15 protein-coding genes are annotated in these 15484 nt (G+C 73.3%); 6 read left to right on the top strand and 9 right to left on the bottom strand.

Annotation, left to right across the window (positions count from 1 at the left end):
• The 3 genes from ACFOWE_RS21110 to ACFOWE_RS21100 form a co-directional block, all read right to left on the bottom strand.
• Positions 1 to 1294 (bottom strand): GTPase family protein (locus tag ACFOWE_RS21110; RefSeq protein WP_377290414.1); only part of this gene is annotated, 1294 nt, incomplete at its 3' end.
• Positions 1291 to 3192 (bottom strand): ABC transporter, encoded by a 1902-nt coding sequence (locus ACFOWE_RS21105; protein ID WP_377290412.1) that lies wholly within the window; start codon positions 3190 to 3192, stop codon positions 1291 to 1293. The genes ACFOWE_RS21105 and ACFOWE_RS21110, both read right to left, overlap by 4 nt.
• A 282-nt stretch (positions 3193 to 3474) precedes the next feature.
• Positions 3475 to 4173, bottom strand: a complete 699-nt coding sequence (locus ACFOWE_RS21100) for a response regulator transcription factor (RefSeq protein WP_377290410.1) — start codon at positions 4171 to 4173, stop codon at positions 3475 to 3477.
• A gap of 299 nt (positions 4174 to 4472) precedes the next feature.
• Here ACFOWE_RS21100 and ACFOWE_RS21095 point away from each other — a divergent pair, with 299 nt between their 5' ends.
• Complete coding sequence (locus ACFOWE_RS21095; protein WP_377290408.1) at positions 4473 to 4874, top strand: hypothetical protein; 402 nt, start codon at positions 4473 to 4475, stop codon at positions 4872 to 4874.
• 818 nt (positions 4875 to 5692) lie between these two features.
• Here the strand turns inward: ACFOWE_RS21095 and ACFOWE_RS21090 are convergent.
• The 4 genes from ACFOWE_RS21090 to lhgO all read right to left on the bottom strand — a co-directional run bounded on the left by ACFOWE_RS21090 (position 5693) and on the right by lhgO (position 9492).
• Positions 5693 to 6082, bottom strand: coding sequence for a thiol-disulfide oxidoreductase DCC family protein (locus ACFOWE_RS21090; RefSeq protein ID WP_377290406.1), 390 nt, complete (start codon positions 6080 to 6082; stop codon positions 5693 to 5695).
• 68 nt (positions 6083 to 6150) lie between these two features.
• Positions 6151 to 7539, bottom strand: coding sequence for a sensor histidine kinase (locus tag ACFOWE_RS21085; RefSeq protein ID WP_377290404.1), 1389 nt, complete (start codon positions 7537 to 7539; stop codon positions 6151 to 6153).
• 19 nt (positions 7540 to 7558) lie between these two features.
• Positions 7559 to 8266, bottom strand: coding sequence for a response regulator transcription factor (locus ACFOWE_RS21080; protein WP_449301222.1), 708 nt, complete (start codon positions 8264 to 8266; stop codon positions 7559 to 7561).
• Between the two features lie 35 nt (positions 8267 to 8301).
• Complete coding sequence (lhgO, locus tag ACFOWE_RS21075) at positions 8302 to 9492, bottom strand: L-2-hydroxyglutarate oxidase (protein ID WP_377290400.1); 1191 nt, start codon at positions 9490 to 9492, stop codon at positions 8302 to 8304.
• Positions 9493 to 9738: 246 nt separating this feature from the next.
• Here lhgO and ACFOWE_RS21070 point away from each other — a divergent pair, with 246 nt between their 5' ends.
• From ACFOWE_RS21070 to ACFOWE_RS21060, 3 genes are read left to right on the top strand one after another with little or no spacing between them, the layout of a single operon-like run.
• A complete protein-coding gene (locus ACFOWE_RS21070) occupies positions 9739 to 9966 on the top strand; it encodes a hypothetical protein (protein WP_377290398.1) in 228 nt (75 codons plus the stop codon).
• A 5-nt stretch (positions 9967 to 9971) separates the two neighbouring features.
• Positions 9972 to 10310 (top strand): PadR family transcriptional regulator, encoded by a 339-nt coding sequence (locus ACFOWE_RS21065; RefSeq protein WP_377290396.1) that lies wholly within the window; start codon positions 9972 to 9974, stop codon positions 10308 to 10310.
• Complete coding sequence (locus ACFOWE_RS21060; protein WP_377290394.1) at positions 10307 to 11038, top strand: hypothetical protein; 732 nt, start codon at positions 10307 to 10309, stop codon at positions 11036 to 11038. The genes ACFOWE_RS21065 and ACFOWE_RS21060 overlap by 4 nt, the downstream gene beginning before the upstream one ends.
• A gap of 73 nt (positions 11039 to 11111) precedes the next feature.
• On the opposite strand, the gene ACFOWE_RS21055 is transcribed toward ACFOWE_RS21060, so the two are convergent.
• Together ACFOWE_RS21055 and ACFOWE_RS21050 are read right to left on the bottom strand one after the other, a co-directional pair.
• The gene (locus tag ACFOWE_RS21055) at positions 11112 to 12248 is read right to left on the bottom strand and encodes a hypothetical protein (RefSeq protein ID WP_377290392.1); all 1137 of its coding nucleotides are present in this window, start codon (positions 12246 to 12248) and stop codon (positions 11112 to 11114) included.
• On the bottom strand, positions 12249 to 12767 hold the full coding sequence (locus tag ACFOWE_RS21050) for a PadR family transcriptional regulator (protein ID WP_377290390.1): 519 nt from the start codon (positions 12765 to 12767) through the stop codon (positions 12249 to 12251). It lies immediately after the preceding gene.
• A 102-nt stretch (positions 12768 to 12869) separates the two neighbouring features.
• Here ACFOWE_RS21050 and ACFOWE_RS21045 point away from each other — a divergent pair, with 102 nt between their 5' ends.
• The gene (locus ACFOWE_RS21045) at positions 12870 to 14165 is read left to right on the top strand and encodes a serine hydrolase domain-containing protein (RefSeq protein WP_377290388.1); all 1296 of its coding nucleotides are present in this window, start codon (positions 12870 to 12872) and stop codon (positions 14163 to 14165) included.
• A 76-nt stretch (positions 14166 to 14241) separates the two neighbouring features.
• Positions 14242 to 15186, top strand: coding sequence for an AAA family ATPase (locus ACFOWE_RS21040; protein WP_377290386.1), 945 nt, complete (start codon positions 14242 to 14244; stop codon positions 15184 to 15186).
• The last annotated feature ends 298 nt before the right edge of the window (positions 15187 to 15484 follow it).

The raw sequence follows: 15484 nt of genomic DNA, 5'->3' as shown, positions 1-15484 counted from the left end.
CGCGCAGGGCGGTGTCCATCTGGGAGCGCTGCACGACGCTCGCCACGGGGAGCGAGGTGCGCCCGACGAGCTCACCGGACCCTCCGCCGGGCTCGCCGGTCCAGCCGGAACCGGAGTCGGGGCCGGTGCCCAGGCGGAGGCGGCGGAGCGGGTCGGGCCGCAGCCGGCGGACCCACCGGGTCACCGGCCAGCCGGTGGCCGCGACCGAGCGGTGCCGGTGCGCCTTGGCCACCGCGCGGACGACCCCCGGCACGCCCGCCGACTCGGAGAGCGCGGCGGCCAGCGGCGCGGCGAGGGCGTGCACGCTCTCTTCCGGCGCCCTCACGGGCACCGCGGCGCCGTCCCTGGAGTCGTCCCCGGGGTCCCGCTCCGGCCGTCCGCGTTCCCCGGGTCGTTCCGGGAGCCGTTCCCGCGGCTCTCCGGGGGCGGCTCCGGCGGGCGGGCCGTCCGGAGCGGCCCCGCCCGAGGCCCGGGCCAGGCCGTCGGCGGCGGTCTCCGCGTCGGCGGCCAGGCGGTCGGCCCAGGAGCGGCGGCCGGCGACCCGGGAGTCCAGCAGGGAGCGCAGCTCGCCGACGCCCGCCCCGGTCCGCGCCGAGACGCCGAGCACCGGGACCCCGGCCAGCCCGTCGGCCTCCAGCAGCCGCCGCAGGTCCGCCAGGCACCGTTCGACCGCGGCGGGGGAGAGCCGGTCGATCTGGTTGAGGACGACCACGGTGACGTCCCGGTGCCGGGCGAGCGGCGCCAGGTACCGGTCGTGCACGGCGGCGTCGGCGTACTTCTGCGGGTCGAGGACCCACACCACCAGGTCGACCATCCCGGCCAGCCGGTCCACCTCCAGCCGGTGCGCCCGCTCGATCGAGTCGTGGTCGGGCAGGTCGAGCAGGACCAGCCCGGACAGGTCGGCGCCCGCCGTACCGCCGCCCGTGCCGTCCACCTCGTGGCGGTGCGGGACCTCCAGCCAGTCGAGCAGCGGCCCGGCCCCGCCCCCGTCCCACAGGGCCGCCTGCGCGGTGGAGGTGGTGGGCCGGGTCACCCCGACCCTGGCCAGCGAGGTCCCGGAGAGCAGGTTGAACAGCGACGACTTGCCGCTCCCGGTGGCCCCGGCCAGCGCGACCGCGGTGTGGGCCACCGAGAGGCTCCGCCGCGTCCCCGCCCGGGCGACCACGGCGCGCGCCCGTCCGACCGCTCCGGCGTCCAGCCGCCCTTCGGCCAGCTCCGCGGCCTCGGCCAGGGCCGCCAGCCGCTCGTCCAGGGAGATCCCGCCCGTGCGGTCCCCGCGTCGCAGCAGTTTCACCGGTCACCCGCCCTCTTGCCCGCGGCGACCCTCCCGCGGACGCCGCCGTCCGCTCCCCGTCCGGCCCCGTGCGGCCCTTCCCCGGTCCCGCTCCCCTCCTGCCCGGTCCCGTGCGGCCCTTCCCCGGTCCCGTACGGCTCCGCCTCGGTGACCGGGCCGGTCCCGGACCGCCCGGACGCCGGGATCTCGTCCCGGTGCTCCCGTACGGCCCGCGCCGCGGCGCGCAGGGCCGCGGCGGCCCCGCCGGGAGGCTCGACGGCGTCGAGGAGGGCGGTGAAGCGGGCCGCCTCCGCGTCGAGGATGTGCTCGACGCGGGTGCGCAGGTCGTCGCGGGCCTTCATGGTCAGGGTCCGGACGGCCTGGTCGCCGAAGACGGCCTCCAGGATCTTCTGGCTGAGCACGCTGGTGCCGCCGGCGATGCCGACCTCGATCCCGGTCAGCCCACCGGTGGAGGCGAAGACCGCGATCATGAGCAGCAGCCCGGCCCCGTTGACCCCGTAGGAGGCGATCCGGGCGGTGGTCCGCCTCTCCGCGCCCTCCTGCCGGACCAGGTCGAGCACGTAGCCCTGCCAGCCGCGGACCGCCTCCTCCGCGGCCCGGCGCAGCTCCGGCGAGGAGCGGCCGAGCCGTCCGGCCTCGGCGACCCCGGCCCGCTCCAGCAGCGCGCGCCCCGCCGGGCGGGACGACCACGACTCCAGCGCGAGCTCGGCGGCGCTGTCCGCCGACGACCTGATCAGCGCCTCCACCCCGCTCTCCAGTGCGACCCGCAGCTCGCTCTCCGGCGCGGGCCTCCCGGTGAACAGCGCGACGACCCGGTCCCGGAGCCACCCCACCCGGCTCTCCAGGGAGCGCATCAGGTCACCGGTGCCGATGAAGTCCTGCCAGCGGGCGAGCACCTCGCCCCGCAGCAGCGACCCGTCGAGCATGCCCTCGTCGAAGCGGGCCGTCCCGGCGGCGTAGGCGGCCGCGACCGCCTCGCGGAGCTCGGTGGCGGCGGCGTGCTGGCGGTCCACCGCGTCGGCGAGCACCGGGACGCGCGCGGCGAGGCTCTCCAGCGCGCCGGACAGGGTCTGGCGCACCACGTCGGCGCGGGCCGCCGCGTCGGCCGCGATGCCGGCCAGCCAGTCGGCGACGGGCCGGACGGCCTCGCGGGGCAGCCGGGCGTTCTCCTCGGGCAGCGGCAGCTCCGGCACCTCGAAGAGCCGGGTCCCGCCCAGTCCGTTGGCCTCCAGCAGGCGCCGCAGGTCGCCCGCCACCACGCCCGTCGCCTCCGGCGGGACCCGCGAGAGGATCACGGCCAGCGCCGTGCTCCGTTCCCGGGCCGCGCGCAGGAAGCCCCAGGGCACCTCGTCGGCGTAGCGGGCGGCGGTGGTGGTGAACAGCCACAGGTCGGCGGCGGCGAGGAGCTGGGCGGCGAGCTCGCGGTTGGCGGCGACGACGGAGTCGATGTCGGGCGCGTCGAGCAGGGCCAGGCCGGGCGGGACCGCCTCGGCGACGACCACCCGGAGCGTGCCGGGCTCGCCGGGGCCGCGTCCGGTGACGCGCGGCAGGCCGGGCAGGACGTGCAGGCCGGTGAACCAGTCCCGGTCGGCCGGGCCGGTCACCAGAGTGGGCGCCAGGGTGGTGGGGCGGAGCACGCCCGGCTCGGCGACGTCCGCGCCGACCAGGGAGTTCACCAGGGTGGACTTGCCCGCCCCGGTGGAGCCGCCGACGACGGCCAGCAAGGGGGCGTCGACCGCCTTCAGGCGCGGGATCAGGTAGTCGTCGAGCTGACCGGTCAGCTCGCGCAGTGTCCGCCGGTCGGCCGCCGCGTCCCCGGCCGCCAGCGGGAACAGCTCATGGTCAAGGTGGCGTCGCAGCTCTCGCAGCGCTCCCAGCAGACCCTCGCTTTCCTTCATACGGAGGGTCATTCCCGAGGAAAGAGACACTAGACGCAAAAAAGGACCCCGGACACGGTTGGGCCCCACCGCCCGACCGGATCACGGGGGCGAATCCGGTAGGGCGGTGGGGCCTCCTCTCCCTGCTCCGGCGGACGGATCTCGTGCCGGGTTCGTCTCCCCCGCAGCTGGAGACGAACCCGAATCCGCGGCCGGTCCGGGAGGGTCCGGGGTCACCCGCCATCCATTTGAACCCACGAAGCTCAAGGTCAGATCAGGCGAAGCTGAAGAGTAGCTGAAAGTTCAATCACTCTGCGGCGAGCGCAGCACGTAGCCCACTCCGCGCAGGGTGTGGATGAGCCGCGGCTCGGCCGTGTCCACCTTCCTGCGCAGATAGGAGACGTAGGACTCGACGACCCCGGCGTCGCCGCCGAAGTCGTAGTTCCACACGTGGTCGAGGATCTGCGCCTTGGACAGCACCCGGCCGGTGTTGACCATGAAGTAGTGCAGCAGCTTGAACTCCGTCGGCGAGAGCCGTACCGGCTCGCCGGCCCTCCAGACCTGGTGGGCCTCCTCGTCCAGCTCCAGGTCGCCGACCTTGAGCCGGACCGGCAGGTCCAGGTCCCCCCGGGTACGGCGGAGCACCGCCCGGATCCGCGCCAGGACCTCCTCCAGGCTGAAGGGCTTCGTCACGTAGTCGTCCGCCAGCCTCAACCCGGTGACCTTGTCGTCGACGCCTTCCCGCGCGGTCAGGAAGAGCACGGGCATCTGCCCGCCCATCTCCCGCAGCCGTCCCGCCACCGCGAAGCCGTCCATGTCGGGCAGCATCACGTCGAGCACCACGAGGTCGGGACGGATCCGCTGCGCGAACTGCACGGCCTCCCCGCCGTCCGCCGCCGTCATGACCTCGAAACCGGACATGCGCAGGCTGGCCGAGAGCAGCTCCCGGATGTTCGGCTCGTCGTCCACCACCAGCAGGCGGGCCTCAACTCTGTCCAGCATGCCTATGAGGTTTTCCCACCTCCCTGGGAACGGGCTCCGCCACCGCTGAGGGTTTCCTGAAGACCCGGCGGACGGACGTGCGGCACCCGGGGACCCGTGCCCCCGGCCCCATACCGGCGGAGCGGGAGCCGGCGGGAAGGCGCGGAACAGCGGAAACTCCTGTAATTCCACCCCCATAATGATTTACACCGTTATTTGATCATGTATTTTCCTTCTACTAACATGCCGCTGTGGAAGCCAGCGACGAATCGTCCGACAGGTCCGGACCATCCCTTTCCGGCCCTGCCAAGGCGGTACGGTTGTCCTTCGCCGGTGTCTGCGCGGCCCTCCTCCTCGCGGGAACGTTCGCCGGGGACGACGACGCCTTCCCCTTCGGCCCGTTCCGCATGTACTCGACGAGCACCCCGCCCGACGGGAACATCCACGTGGTCGCCATGGAGGCCCGCCTCGAGGACGGCACCTGGCGGGAGGTCCCGCTCGAATCCGCCGTGGTGGGCGTGAACCGCGCCGAGGTCGAGGGCCGGATCCCGCAGTTCAAGGCGGAGCACCGGCTGGTGGAGGAGCTCCTCGACGCCCACGACCGGCTGCGGCCGTCGGAGCCCCGCTGGACCGGCGGCCGACTGATCATGCGTTATCTCAAGCTCCGCGACCGCAGGTTCGTGGGAACCGAGGAGAAGGTGATCGCGGAATGGCTGCGCTGACACGCTGGCTCTTCGGTCCGGTCCCGGTCGCGCGGATCGCGGTGTTCCGCATCGCCGCCTACCTGTTCATCCCGCTCGACCTGCTGCTGCTCCGGCCCATCGGCCTGCACCACGCCGCCGGCACCGCGCTGTACGACCCGCTCATCGTGGCCGAGCTGCTCCACCTGCCCCGCCCGACGCCGCTGCTCATCACGGCGGTCACCTGGTCACTGGTCCCGCTCTCCCTCACCGCCGCCGCCCTCGCCCCCTCCGGCCGGTGGCAGCGCTCCCTCGGGGCCGCGATCTGCGTGCTCTACGTCGAGCAGCTCATCCTCAGCTTCTCGTTCGGGAAGGTCGACCACGACCGGTTCGCCTTCGTGGCCGCACTGGCCGTACTCCCCACCGTGGCAGGGGCCCGCCTCCGCAGCCGCGCCACCGCCGAGTCCGCGGGCTGGGCCCTGCGCTGTGTGCAGCTCGCCGTCATCGCGACCTACTTCCTGTCGGCCTTCGCGAAGCTCCGCTTCGGCGGCTTCGAGTGGGTCAACAGCGCGACGCTGGTGCGTGCGGTGATGCGCCGCGGCACCGGGCTGGGCCAGTGGCTGCTGGACTATCCGTGGATCCTCCACTGGGCCCAGTGGGGGATCATGCTGATGGAGCTGTGCTCACCCGCGGTGCTGTTCCTGCGCGGGCGCTGGTGGTACGGCGCGGTGGGGGTGCTCACCGGCTTCCACCTCACGGTGTACGCCACCGTTTCGATCATGTTCTGGCCGCACGTGCTCTGTCTGCTGTTCGCGTTCCTGCCCACCGAGCGTCTCGTGCGCTCCACGGCCGCGCGGCCGCTATCCGACGGGACCCCGCCGGTCGGCGGGCAGGGAGCAGGCCGGGGTCCCGCCGGGCAGCCGGTGGCGGTTGGCGGCGACGAGCCGGTAGACCCAGTGGGCCGGCCAGCGGAACGGCGGGACGCGCATGACCAGGCCCAGGAGTGACCACGGCGGTCCCGCCGCCAGGAGGATCTTGGCGACGGCCTGGGCCCCGCCGTACGTCCGGCCCCGCCGGTCCACCCAGAGCAGCTCGTAGGCGGCCCGCTCCGGGGTCGTGCCCAGGGCGGCGAGGTCGGTGCGCTGCCAGGCGGTGATCCGCGCGTCCACCCTCATCCGCCGCTCGATGAAGGCCGCGGCCGTGGTGCACATGCCGCAGTCGCCGTCGTAGACGATCGTGTTTCCCGTCATGATCCTCCATCTTGCCGGACGGCGCCGCTCCGCTCGCGGCCGGTACCGGCGGGTCCAGCCGATGTCGTTCAGCCGATGTCGGAGGCGAGGGGGATCCGGACGCTGAACGCGGCGCCCCTGCCGGGTTCGGAGTCCACGCCCACCGTCCCGCCGTGCGCCTCCACCATGGCCGCGACGATAGCCAGGCCCAGGCCGCTCCCGCCGTCCTGGGGGGTGCGGCGGCCGCGGGCGGAGTCGACGCGGTAGAACCGCTCGAAGACGCGCTCGCACTGCTCCGGGGTGAGGCCCGGGCCCTCGTCCGCCACCTCGGCGACGGCCTCCCCGTCCTCCGCGCGCAGCCCCACCCGCACGGGCGTGCCCGCCGGGGTGTGGGTGAGCGCGTTGTTCATCAGGTTGCCCATGACCTGGCGGAGCCGTACCTCGTCACCGGAGACGATCAGGGCGGCGCCGTCGACGGAGAGCGAGATCTTCCGGCCGGGGGCGAGGATGCGGGCGTCGTGGACGGCGTCGGCGGCGATGGCGAGCAGGTCCACCGGGCGCTTCGCCATCGGCCGCTGCTGGTCCATCCGGGCGAGCAGGAGCAGGTCGTCGACGAGCAGGCCCATCCGGACGGCCTCCGACTCCACCCGGCGCATCAGCGGCCCGGCGTCGATGCCGGGCGCCTGCCGGTAGAACTCGGCGAACCCCCGGATCGACGTCAGCGGTGTGCGCAGCTCGTGCGAGGCGTCGGCGACGAAGCGGCGCATCCGCTCCTCCGAGTCGCGGGCGGCGGCCTCCGACTCGGACCTGGCCCGGAAGGCCGTCTCGATCTGGGTGAGCATGCCGTTCAGCGACCGGCCGAGCCGGCCGACCTCGGTGCGCGGGTCGGCGTCGGGGACGCGGCGGCTCAGGTCTCCGGCGGCGATGGCCTCGGCGGTGCGCTCGATCTCCTCCAGCGGGCGCAGGCTCCGGCGGATGACCACCACGCCCGTCAGCGCCAGCGCCAGCATCAGCCCTCCGCCGCCGAGGGCCTCGACCAGCGCGAGCTGGCCGACGATCTGCCGGACCTCGGACAGCTCGACGGCCACCACGAGGCTCCCGCCGGAGTCCAGCCGGGTCGTCCGGACCCGCCAGGCCCCGGCGTCGTACGGCTCCGGCCTCGGGTCCCGGGACACCCGCGGCGCGGACCTGCCCTCCACGTCCGCCCCGCTGAGCTGGACGACGACCCTGCCCTCGGGATCGCGGAGTTCCGTCCTCATGTCGGCCTGGAGGGACCGGCCCGGCGGCTCGAAGACCCCGGAGCGCTGCAGGCGGCGCAGCGTGTTCTCGGTGGTGACCTCGATCTGCTTGTCCACCCGGGCGACCAGGTAGCTCCTCATGATCGAGACGCTGCCGACCGCGATCAGGACCAGCGCGATGGCCAGCAGGACCAGGATGGCGCCGATCAGCTTGGTCCGCAGGGAGATCCGGGTGAGCAACAGGGCCTCCTGGCGGGCGTCACGCGCCCGGCGGGCAGCGGAGCACGTAGCCGACCCCGCGCAGCGTGTGGATCAGCCGGGGATCCGTGTTGTCGATCTTACGGCGGAGCACGGAGACGTAGGACTCCACGATCCCGACGTCGCCGCGGAAGTCGTAGTCCCACACGTGGTCGAGGATCTGCGCCTTCGACAGCACCCGGCCCGCGTTCACCATGAAGTAGCGCAGCAGCTTGAACTCCGTCGGCGAGAGCGCCACCGCCCGGCCCTGCCGCCACACCTCGTGGCTCTCCTCGTCGAGCTCGATGTCGGCGAAGGTGAGCCGGGGCTGGCGGGCGGGCGTCTCCCCTCCCCCGGTACGGCGCAGCACCGCCCGGATGCGGGCCACGACCTCCTCCAGGCTGAACGGCTTGGTCACGTAGTCGTCCCCGCCCAGGGTCAGCCCGCGGATCTTGTCCTCGGTGGCGTCCCGGGCGGTGAGGAAGAGCACGGGGGTGTCGCTCCCCCCGCCGCGCAGCCGCCGTACGACGTCGAAGCCGTCCATGTCGGGGAGCATCACGTCGAGCACGATGAGGTCCGGCCGGTGGCGCTGCGCGGCGGCGACGGCGTCGGCCCCGTTGCCCGCCGTGTTCACCCCGAATCCGGCGAACCGCAGGCTCGCGGCCAGCAGTTCGAGGATGTTCGGCTCGTCCTCCACGATCAGCAGGCGCGCCTCGGGTGATTCGTTCACGCGAACCATCCTCACCCGCCCGTCCGAGAAAGCCGTCAAAAGGTCAGAACAGAGGTTATCTCGACAATATGTCTGGCTATCGCCAGGCTCGACGTCGCCGCAGGCGACGGGGCGTTGCGCACCAGGGTGATCCGGCCGTACGTGTCGATCACGAAGTCGTCCGCCATGCTCCCGTCCCGGGCCACGGCCTGCGCCCGGACGCCGCCCTCCGCCGGGACGAGATCCGCCGCGGTGAGCGCGGGCACGTAGCGGCGCGCGCCCTCCAGGAAGGACCGGCCGGAGAGCGAGCCGAGCACCTCGGAGACCCCCGTCCGCCAGTGCCGTGCGGCCAGCCGCCACGTTCCCGGCCAGGCCGCCACCCTGCGCAGGTCGGCGAGGTCGACGTCCCGCCGGGAGTAGCCCTCCAGCGCCAGCGCCATCACCGCGTTGGGGCCGACGAGCACCTCACCGTCGATCCTGCGGGTCAGGTGCACCCCGAGGAACGGGTAGCGGGGGTCGGGCACCGGGTAGATCAGCCCGCGGACCAGGTCCTTCGCCGATCCGGCCAGCGCGCGGTACTCCCCGCGGAACGGCACGATCCGCACGTCCCCTCCGGCCCCGGCCATCCGGGCGACCACGTCGGTGCCGAGCCCGGCGCAGACGACCAGCCGGTCGAAGCCGAACCTCTCCGTCCCGGCGACCACCCGCACCCCGTCCGCGGTCTGGCGCAGGGACCTGACCGGGTGCGCGAGCCGTACCGAGCCGCCGGCCTCCTCCACGTCCCGGGCCAGCCGCCGGGCGACGGCGGGGAAGTCGACGATCGCGGTGTGCGGGGAATGCACGGCGGCCACCCCGACGGCGTGCGGTTCGACCTCGCGCAGGGCCAGCGCGTCCAGCTCGGCGATGCCGGGTACGCCGTTCTCCCTGGCCCGCGCGGCGATCGCCCGCAGGGCGGGCCGCTCCGCGGCGGTGGCGGCGACGACGAGTTTGCCGACCTCGGAGTAGGCGATGGCGTGCTCGGCGCAGTACTCCCGCAGCAGCGCCACGCCCTCCCTGCAGAGCCGCGCCTTGAGCGAGCCGGGCCGGTAGTAGATGCCCGCGTGCACGACTCCGCTGTTGTGCCCGGTCTGGTGGGCTCCGACCCGGTCCTCCTTGTCGAGGACGGTCACCCGGGCGCCGCGGGTCAGCGCGAGTTCCCTGGCCACCGCCAGGCCGACGATCCCCGCGCCCACGATGCCGATGTTCATGACACGACCTCCGAAACGGGGCACTCCGGTCACCGAAGTGCACATCCCCGAAAGCTAGCGGGCACTCCGCTCCCAGGAGAAGAGGACACGCTTCAGGACATCCCTCAGGAATCCGACACAGGAACCGAAGCCACATAGGTTGCATTTCTAACTAGATGGCGGTAACTTCTACATCGTGACGCCGACGGCTCCCCCCGGGGCCGGCCGCCGGCGGACCCGCTCCCTCGACCCCGAAAGGAAACCCCCATGACCACCGCGCACTCCGGCTCCACGACCCCGGCCACCCCCGCCCGCAACGCCCTCTACTCCGACAGGCGCTTCCAGTACACCCTCGCCGCCTTCTTCCTCCTGTCCCTGAGCAACACCCTCGTCCGCCGCCACTCCGACCTGGACCTCCTCTCCGGCGTCCTGACCGGCCTCTTCGTCGTCACCGCCGTCTCCCTCGCCTGGCAGTTCGGGCGCGCCCGCCGATGAGCGCCATGACCGCCGACCGCCGCGCCAGCTGGCTGAAGGGCGTGCTCGACCTGCTGGTGCTCGCCAGCCTCGCCGAGGGCGAGAACTACGGCTACGAGATCGCCAAGACCCTCGCCGAGAGCGGCCTCGGCCAGATCAAGGGCGGCACGCTCTACCCCGTACTCAACCGGCTGGAGGAGGCCGGCCTGGTCACCGCGGAGTTCCGCGCCGCCGACCGGGGCCCCGGCCGCCGCTACTACACCCTCACCCAGCAGGGCCGCGACACCCTCGCCGAGCAGGGCGGGCTCTGGCTGGCCTTCGACGGATCCGTCCGCTCGGTACTCTCCCGAGGAGGTGTGGCATGACCACCACCGCCTATTTCGACGAGCTCGCCACCCTGCTGCGCGAGCGCGGCGTCCCCGAGAAGGAGGTCTCCGCGACCGTCGGCGACCTCGCCGCCTACGTCACCGAGAGCGGCGCCGACCCCGAGGAGGAGTTCGGCCCCGCGGCCGGCTTCGCCGCCGCGCTCGCCCCCGCCCGTCCGGCGGACGCCCCGCAGGACGACCCGGACCCCGCCGCCGAGACCTGGCTCTGGACCGCCGACGCCTTCCAGGACGTCGCCCGCCTCAACGTCTACGGCGACCAGGGCTGGGAGGTCGAGCGCATCGACCACCTGGGACGCTTCGTCAGCCGGCGGGTGCCGGAGCACCCGCTCCGCTGGGAGTACCGCCGCGAGACCGCGCTCCCGACGAGGCGTGACGCCCTCGCCGAGCGCCTGGCGCCGGACGGCTGGGAGCCCTGTGGGAGCTGGGTGTACTACCACTACTTCAAGCGCCCCAAGGCCGCCTCCGAAGGACCGGCGGGCGAGCTCGACGCCGCCCCCGCCGTCCCCGCCCGCAGTGTGTTCTTCGGCAAGGGCCTCTACCTCTTCCTCGCCGGCTACGTGCTCCTGCTGGCCGCCGTCGCCGTCGGCTGGTTCGTCAACCGCGACGGGGACCTCGGCGATTTCCTCGGCGGCATCCTGACGGGCGTGGTCGCCGGAAGCCTCGCCGTCCTCGCCGGCCTTCTCTGGGGCCGTCGCCGCCGCCGCTGACGGGGTACGGCGGGCTCCCACCGGTCCTCCGCCCCGCGCGGTGGGCGGAGGCGGCCCACCGGACGGAGGCCGCCTACCGGGCCCGGCGGGCGACGAAGACGATGACGCCGGTGGCGCCGGCCGCCACGAGCAGCCAGAGCGCCACGGCCGACACCGGCACTCCGCCCGGGCGGTCCGCCTCCGTGCCCGCCGTACCACTCGGCTCCGGAGCGGGCGAGGGCGAGGCCGCCGCCAGGACGCGCTCGGGCAGCGGCACCCGGTGGACCGGGCTGTCACCGCCCTCGCTCCCGGTCAGCAGGGCCTTGCCGTCCGCGGTGTAGGCGATCGACTCGGCCTGCTCCAGCTGGGGCATCGGGACCCGGGCCAGCTGCTCGTCGAAGTCGCGGTAGACCGTCGCGGAGAAGTAGGTCCGGATCACGAAGCTCGACCCGTCGGGCGCGTAGGCGGCGTCGGTCGCCATGACGGGCGCGGAGCCGACCCGGCGCAGCACGTTGACCTTCCCGGTGCGCAGGCGTTCCGGCGCCGCGTAGACCGACCCGGCGAACTCCTTGCTCACGACGTAGAGCCGCCCGGTCTTGGGGTGGACCATGACGCCCTCGGCGTTGTGCCCGCCGTCCTCGTAGCGGAAGCGGTAGCGCACGGCGGGGACGGTGGCGTCGCGCAGCGAGGCGGGCTCGGCCACCTTGTAGACCGAGATGTCGGGCCAGGCGCCGTCGAAGTTGTCGCCGATGTCGGCGAACCAGAGCACCCCCCGGCCGGTCCGCGGGTCCCGGGAGGCCGCCATGCCCTCCCAGTCGCGGGCGGCCGCGCCCCGCACGGTGAAGGTCGCCCGGGTACGGCCGTCGCCGCCGACCGCGAAGAAGACGGGGCCCGCCTCGCTGTCGTTGTGGGTGTAGTAGACGTCCTCGTGCGCCGGCGAGACCGCCAGCCCGCTCGACTCGGTGATCCGGGGGTCCGTGAAGCGGAAGAGGATCTGCTCCGTCTCGTCTCCCCCGCCCTGTTCCCCGCCGGCCTCGTCCGGCTCCGCCGGAGCCGCCGCGGAGACCTCCGGGACCTCCGCCGGGGCCGCCGCGGAGACCATCGGTACCGGCCCCCGGCCCGTCCCGCCGCTCTCTCCCGCCTGCGCGCCGGATCCGGCGAACAGCACCGCCGCGGCCATCCCCGCCACGGCGAGCACCCGAATCAGGACATCCCCCGGTCTGTTCCGCATTCAGCCATCATGCCCCGACAGCAGCTCCCGGAGGCGGCGCAGAAGGCGCTCGTCCGCGTCGATGATCTCCGCGGCGTTGTCGAACAGCGCCGCCGCCATCGGCGAGATGCCGGCCTTCAGCTCCCGTCCCCGCTCGTTGTGCTCCCTGGCCGTCGCCAGCTCCGCCTCCGCCTCGGCCAGCCGAGCCAGGGCCCGCTCACGGGGGAGCAGATGGATCCAGGTCGCGGCCAGGGCCAGCGCCGACTGCACGCCGTGCGGCGGCCGGGCCAGGGCGTCCAGGAGCAGGCGCTCCAGCTCGGCCCGCCCCTCCTTGGTGATCGCGTAGACCTTCCGGAGCCGGTCCCCGGTCCGCTCCTCCGCCTCGGTGCGCACCAGGCCGTCCTTCTCGAGCTTGTTCAGCGCGTAGTAGACCGAGCCGGGCAGCACGGGCGTCCACCGGTCCAGCTCGGCCTCCGCGGCGAGCTGGTTGATCTCGTAGCCGTGCATGGGCCGCTGCTGGAGCAGGCCGAGCACGAGCATGCGCGCACTGGAGGACAACCGCACTCCCGGAGGGCCGTACCGTCGATATTCAAAGTTGACTATAGCGAGCCGCCGTGCCCTAATAATCAATATTGACTATTCATGCTTGACCAAGGAGAGAACATGGCCTGGCGCGCCAGATCACGCATGGACACCCTGGTGAGGGCCTACGAACGGCTCGGCCGCTTCAGCGGCTCGGTCCTGGTCGCCCGCGGAGACCGGGTGCTGCTCTCCAAGGGGTACGGCCTGGCCAGCCACGAGCACGGCGTGCCGAACACCCCGCGGACGGCATTCCGGATCGGGTCGCAGACCAAGACGTTCACCGCGATCGCGATCCTCCGGCTCCAGGAGCGGGGGCTGCTCGACGTCACCCGCCCCCTGGAGGAGGTCCTGCCCGGTCACCCCGGCGGGGACCGCATCACCCTCCACCACCTGCTGACCAACACCTCGGGCATCCCCGACTACATCACCACCGAGGGCTTCACCCGGACCATGGGCCTGCCCCGGACGGTCGAGGAGCTGATCGTGAGCTTCCGCGACCGGCCTCTCCTCTTCACCCCCGGCGAGCGGCTGAGCTACAGCAACTCCGGCTGGGTGCTGCTCGGCGCGGTGATCGAGCGGCTCACCGGCGAGACCTACGGCGAGCACATCCGGCGCGAGATCCTCGCCCCGCTCGGCATGGAGCGCAGCGGGCTCGCCTCCCGCGGCGACGTGGTCCCCGGCCACGCCGACGGCTACACGCTCGACGGCGGGCGGGCCGTCCGCACGCCGTACCTCGACAACTCCAACCAGTACGCGGCCGGGGCGCTGCACTCGACCGCCGAGGACATGTTCCGCTGGGTGCGCGGCCTGCGCGCCGGGAAGGTCCTCGCCCCCCGCTCGCTCAGGGCGCTCGTCACACCGCACGCGGACGGCTACGCCTACGGCTGCGCGGTCTCCGGCGACCGCGTGGAGAGCTCCGGTGGGACCATCGGCTATGTCAGCCTCACCACCCACCGCCCCGCCGACGACCTGACGGTCGTCGTGCTGGCGAACGCAGAGAACGCCGCCTTCACGGAGATCGAGGCGGGACTGGCCGCGATCGCGCGCGGCGAGCCGTACGAACTGCCGGGCGAGCGGGTCTTCGTCCCGGCCGACCCGTCGGTCTTCGACGCCTGCACGGGCCGCTACGAGTGCACCTTCATGGGGCGGACCTCGGCCATCGAGGTGACGCGGGAGGGGGAGGGCCTGATGGTGGAGGTCCACGGCCTGAAGAAGACCGAGCTGCGCCCGATGTCGCGCACCCGCTACTTCGCCCGGATGAAGGGCGAGGTGGAGCTGACCTTCGTCGGCGAGCCGGCCCATGAGATCGCCATGCTCTGGAGCGGCCACCCCGTCACCGCCCGCCGCGTCGCCTGACGGACCGCAGAGAAAGAGCATAGAGGTGCAGCCCTTAGAGATGTAGTTCTAAGAGGCATACCTCTAAGAAGGCGATGTGATCCCGAAACCTGACCACGTCTTCGCCCGGGACGCGGAGTGGAGCGCCCTGAGCCGGTTCGCCGAGAGCCGGGCATCGAGCACCCGGCTGGGCGTGGTCAGCGGCCGACGCAGGCAGGGCAAGACCTTCCTGCTCAACGCCCTCGCCGAGGCCGTCGGCGGCTTCTACTTCGTGGCCGCCGACGACACCGAGACCGAGGGCCTGCGCCGGTTCGGAGAGGCGCTCGCCTTCCACACCGGCGGCGGAGGCCAGTACCACTTCGCCAACTGGGACCAGGCCATCGAGCGGCTGTACGCCACGGTCACGGACGGGATCATCGTCATCGACGAGTTCCCCTACCTCGCCAAGGCGAGTCCGGTCCTGCCCTCCCTGTTTCAGCGCGCCCTCGACCCGGGCGGTACGGCACGGCGCTCGGCGGCCAAACTGCTGCTGTGCGGGTCCGCGATGCCGGTGATGGGCGAACTGCTGGCGGGCGACGCGCCGCTCCGGGGCCGGGCGAGTCTCGAACTCGTGGTCAATCCGATGGACTACCTCACCGCGGCCCGGTTCTGGGGCTGCGAGGACGACCACGGGCTTGCCGTCCTGCTGCACTCCGTCGTCGGAGGCACCCCCGCCTACCGGCACGAGCCGGTCTACTCGGACACTCCCGTCTCCGATCCCGCAGGCCGTACGTCGATCCAGGTCGACGTCGCCGCGCTCGCCCCCGGAGAGCCCGGCAGGCCCGCCCGGCTGCTCGCCCTCGGCGAGGCCAAGTGGGGGAAGGCCATGGGCCTGCGCCACCTCGATCGTCTCCGCAGGGCCCGGGACCTGCTCGCGGTCCGCAAGTACGACACGGAAGGCACCCGGCTGATCTGCTACAGCGGCGCGGGGTTCGACGCCGAACTCCGCACCGCCGCGGCAAGCGACGGTAGGACCCTCCTCATCGACCTTCCCCGCCTGTAGGACCGGACCGACTGATCGGGCGGTCCCCCTCTTCAGGGTCCTGGTGCGGGTCCGGCGTTCCCGTGCCGGGCCGGTGTCCGCGGGCGCGGGGGCGGGCCGGTGCTCCGGCCGGCCGTCGCAGTTGAGGTCTCGCTGGTTGCCGCCTCCGGCGTGCTCCGGGCGCGCGGGGTTGCGGGCCTCTTTCACGCCGGCCGGAGCACCGGCCCGCCCCCACGCCTTCTGCGGGTTCGTACGCATGCGGGCCGTAGCGTCTCGCTCTCGGACCGCCCGGTGTTCTCACCGGCGCTGAAGCGATCCG

Source organism: Planomonospora corallina, from assembly GCF_042650625.1.
Classification (GTDB): Bacteria; Actinomycetota; Actinomycetes; order Streptosporangiales; family Streptosporangiaceae; genus Planomonospora_B; species Planomonospora_B corallina.
The sequence above is the reverse complement of the archived record's forward strand: the minus strand, read 5'-3'. Positions and strand labels throughout refer to the sequence as shown.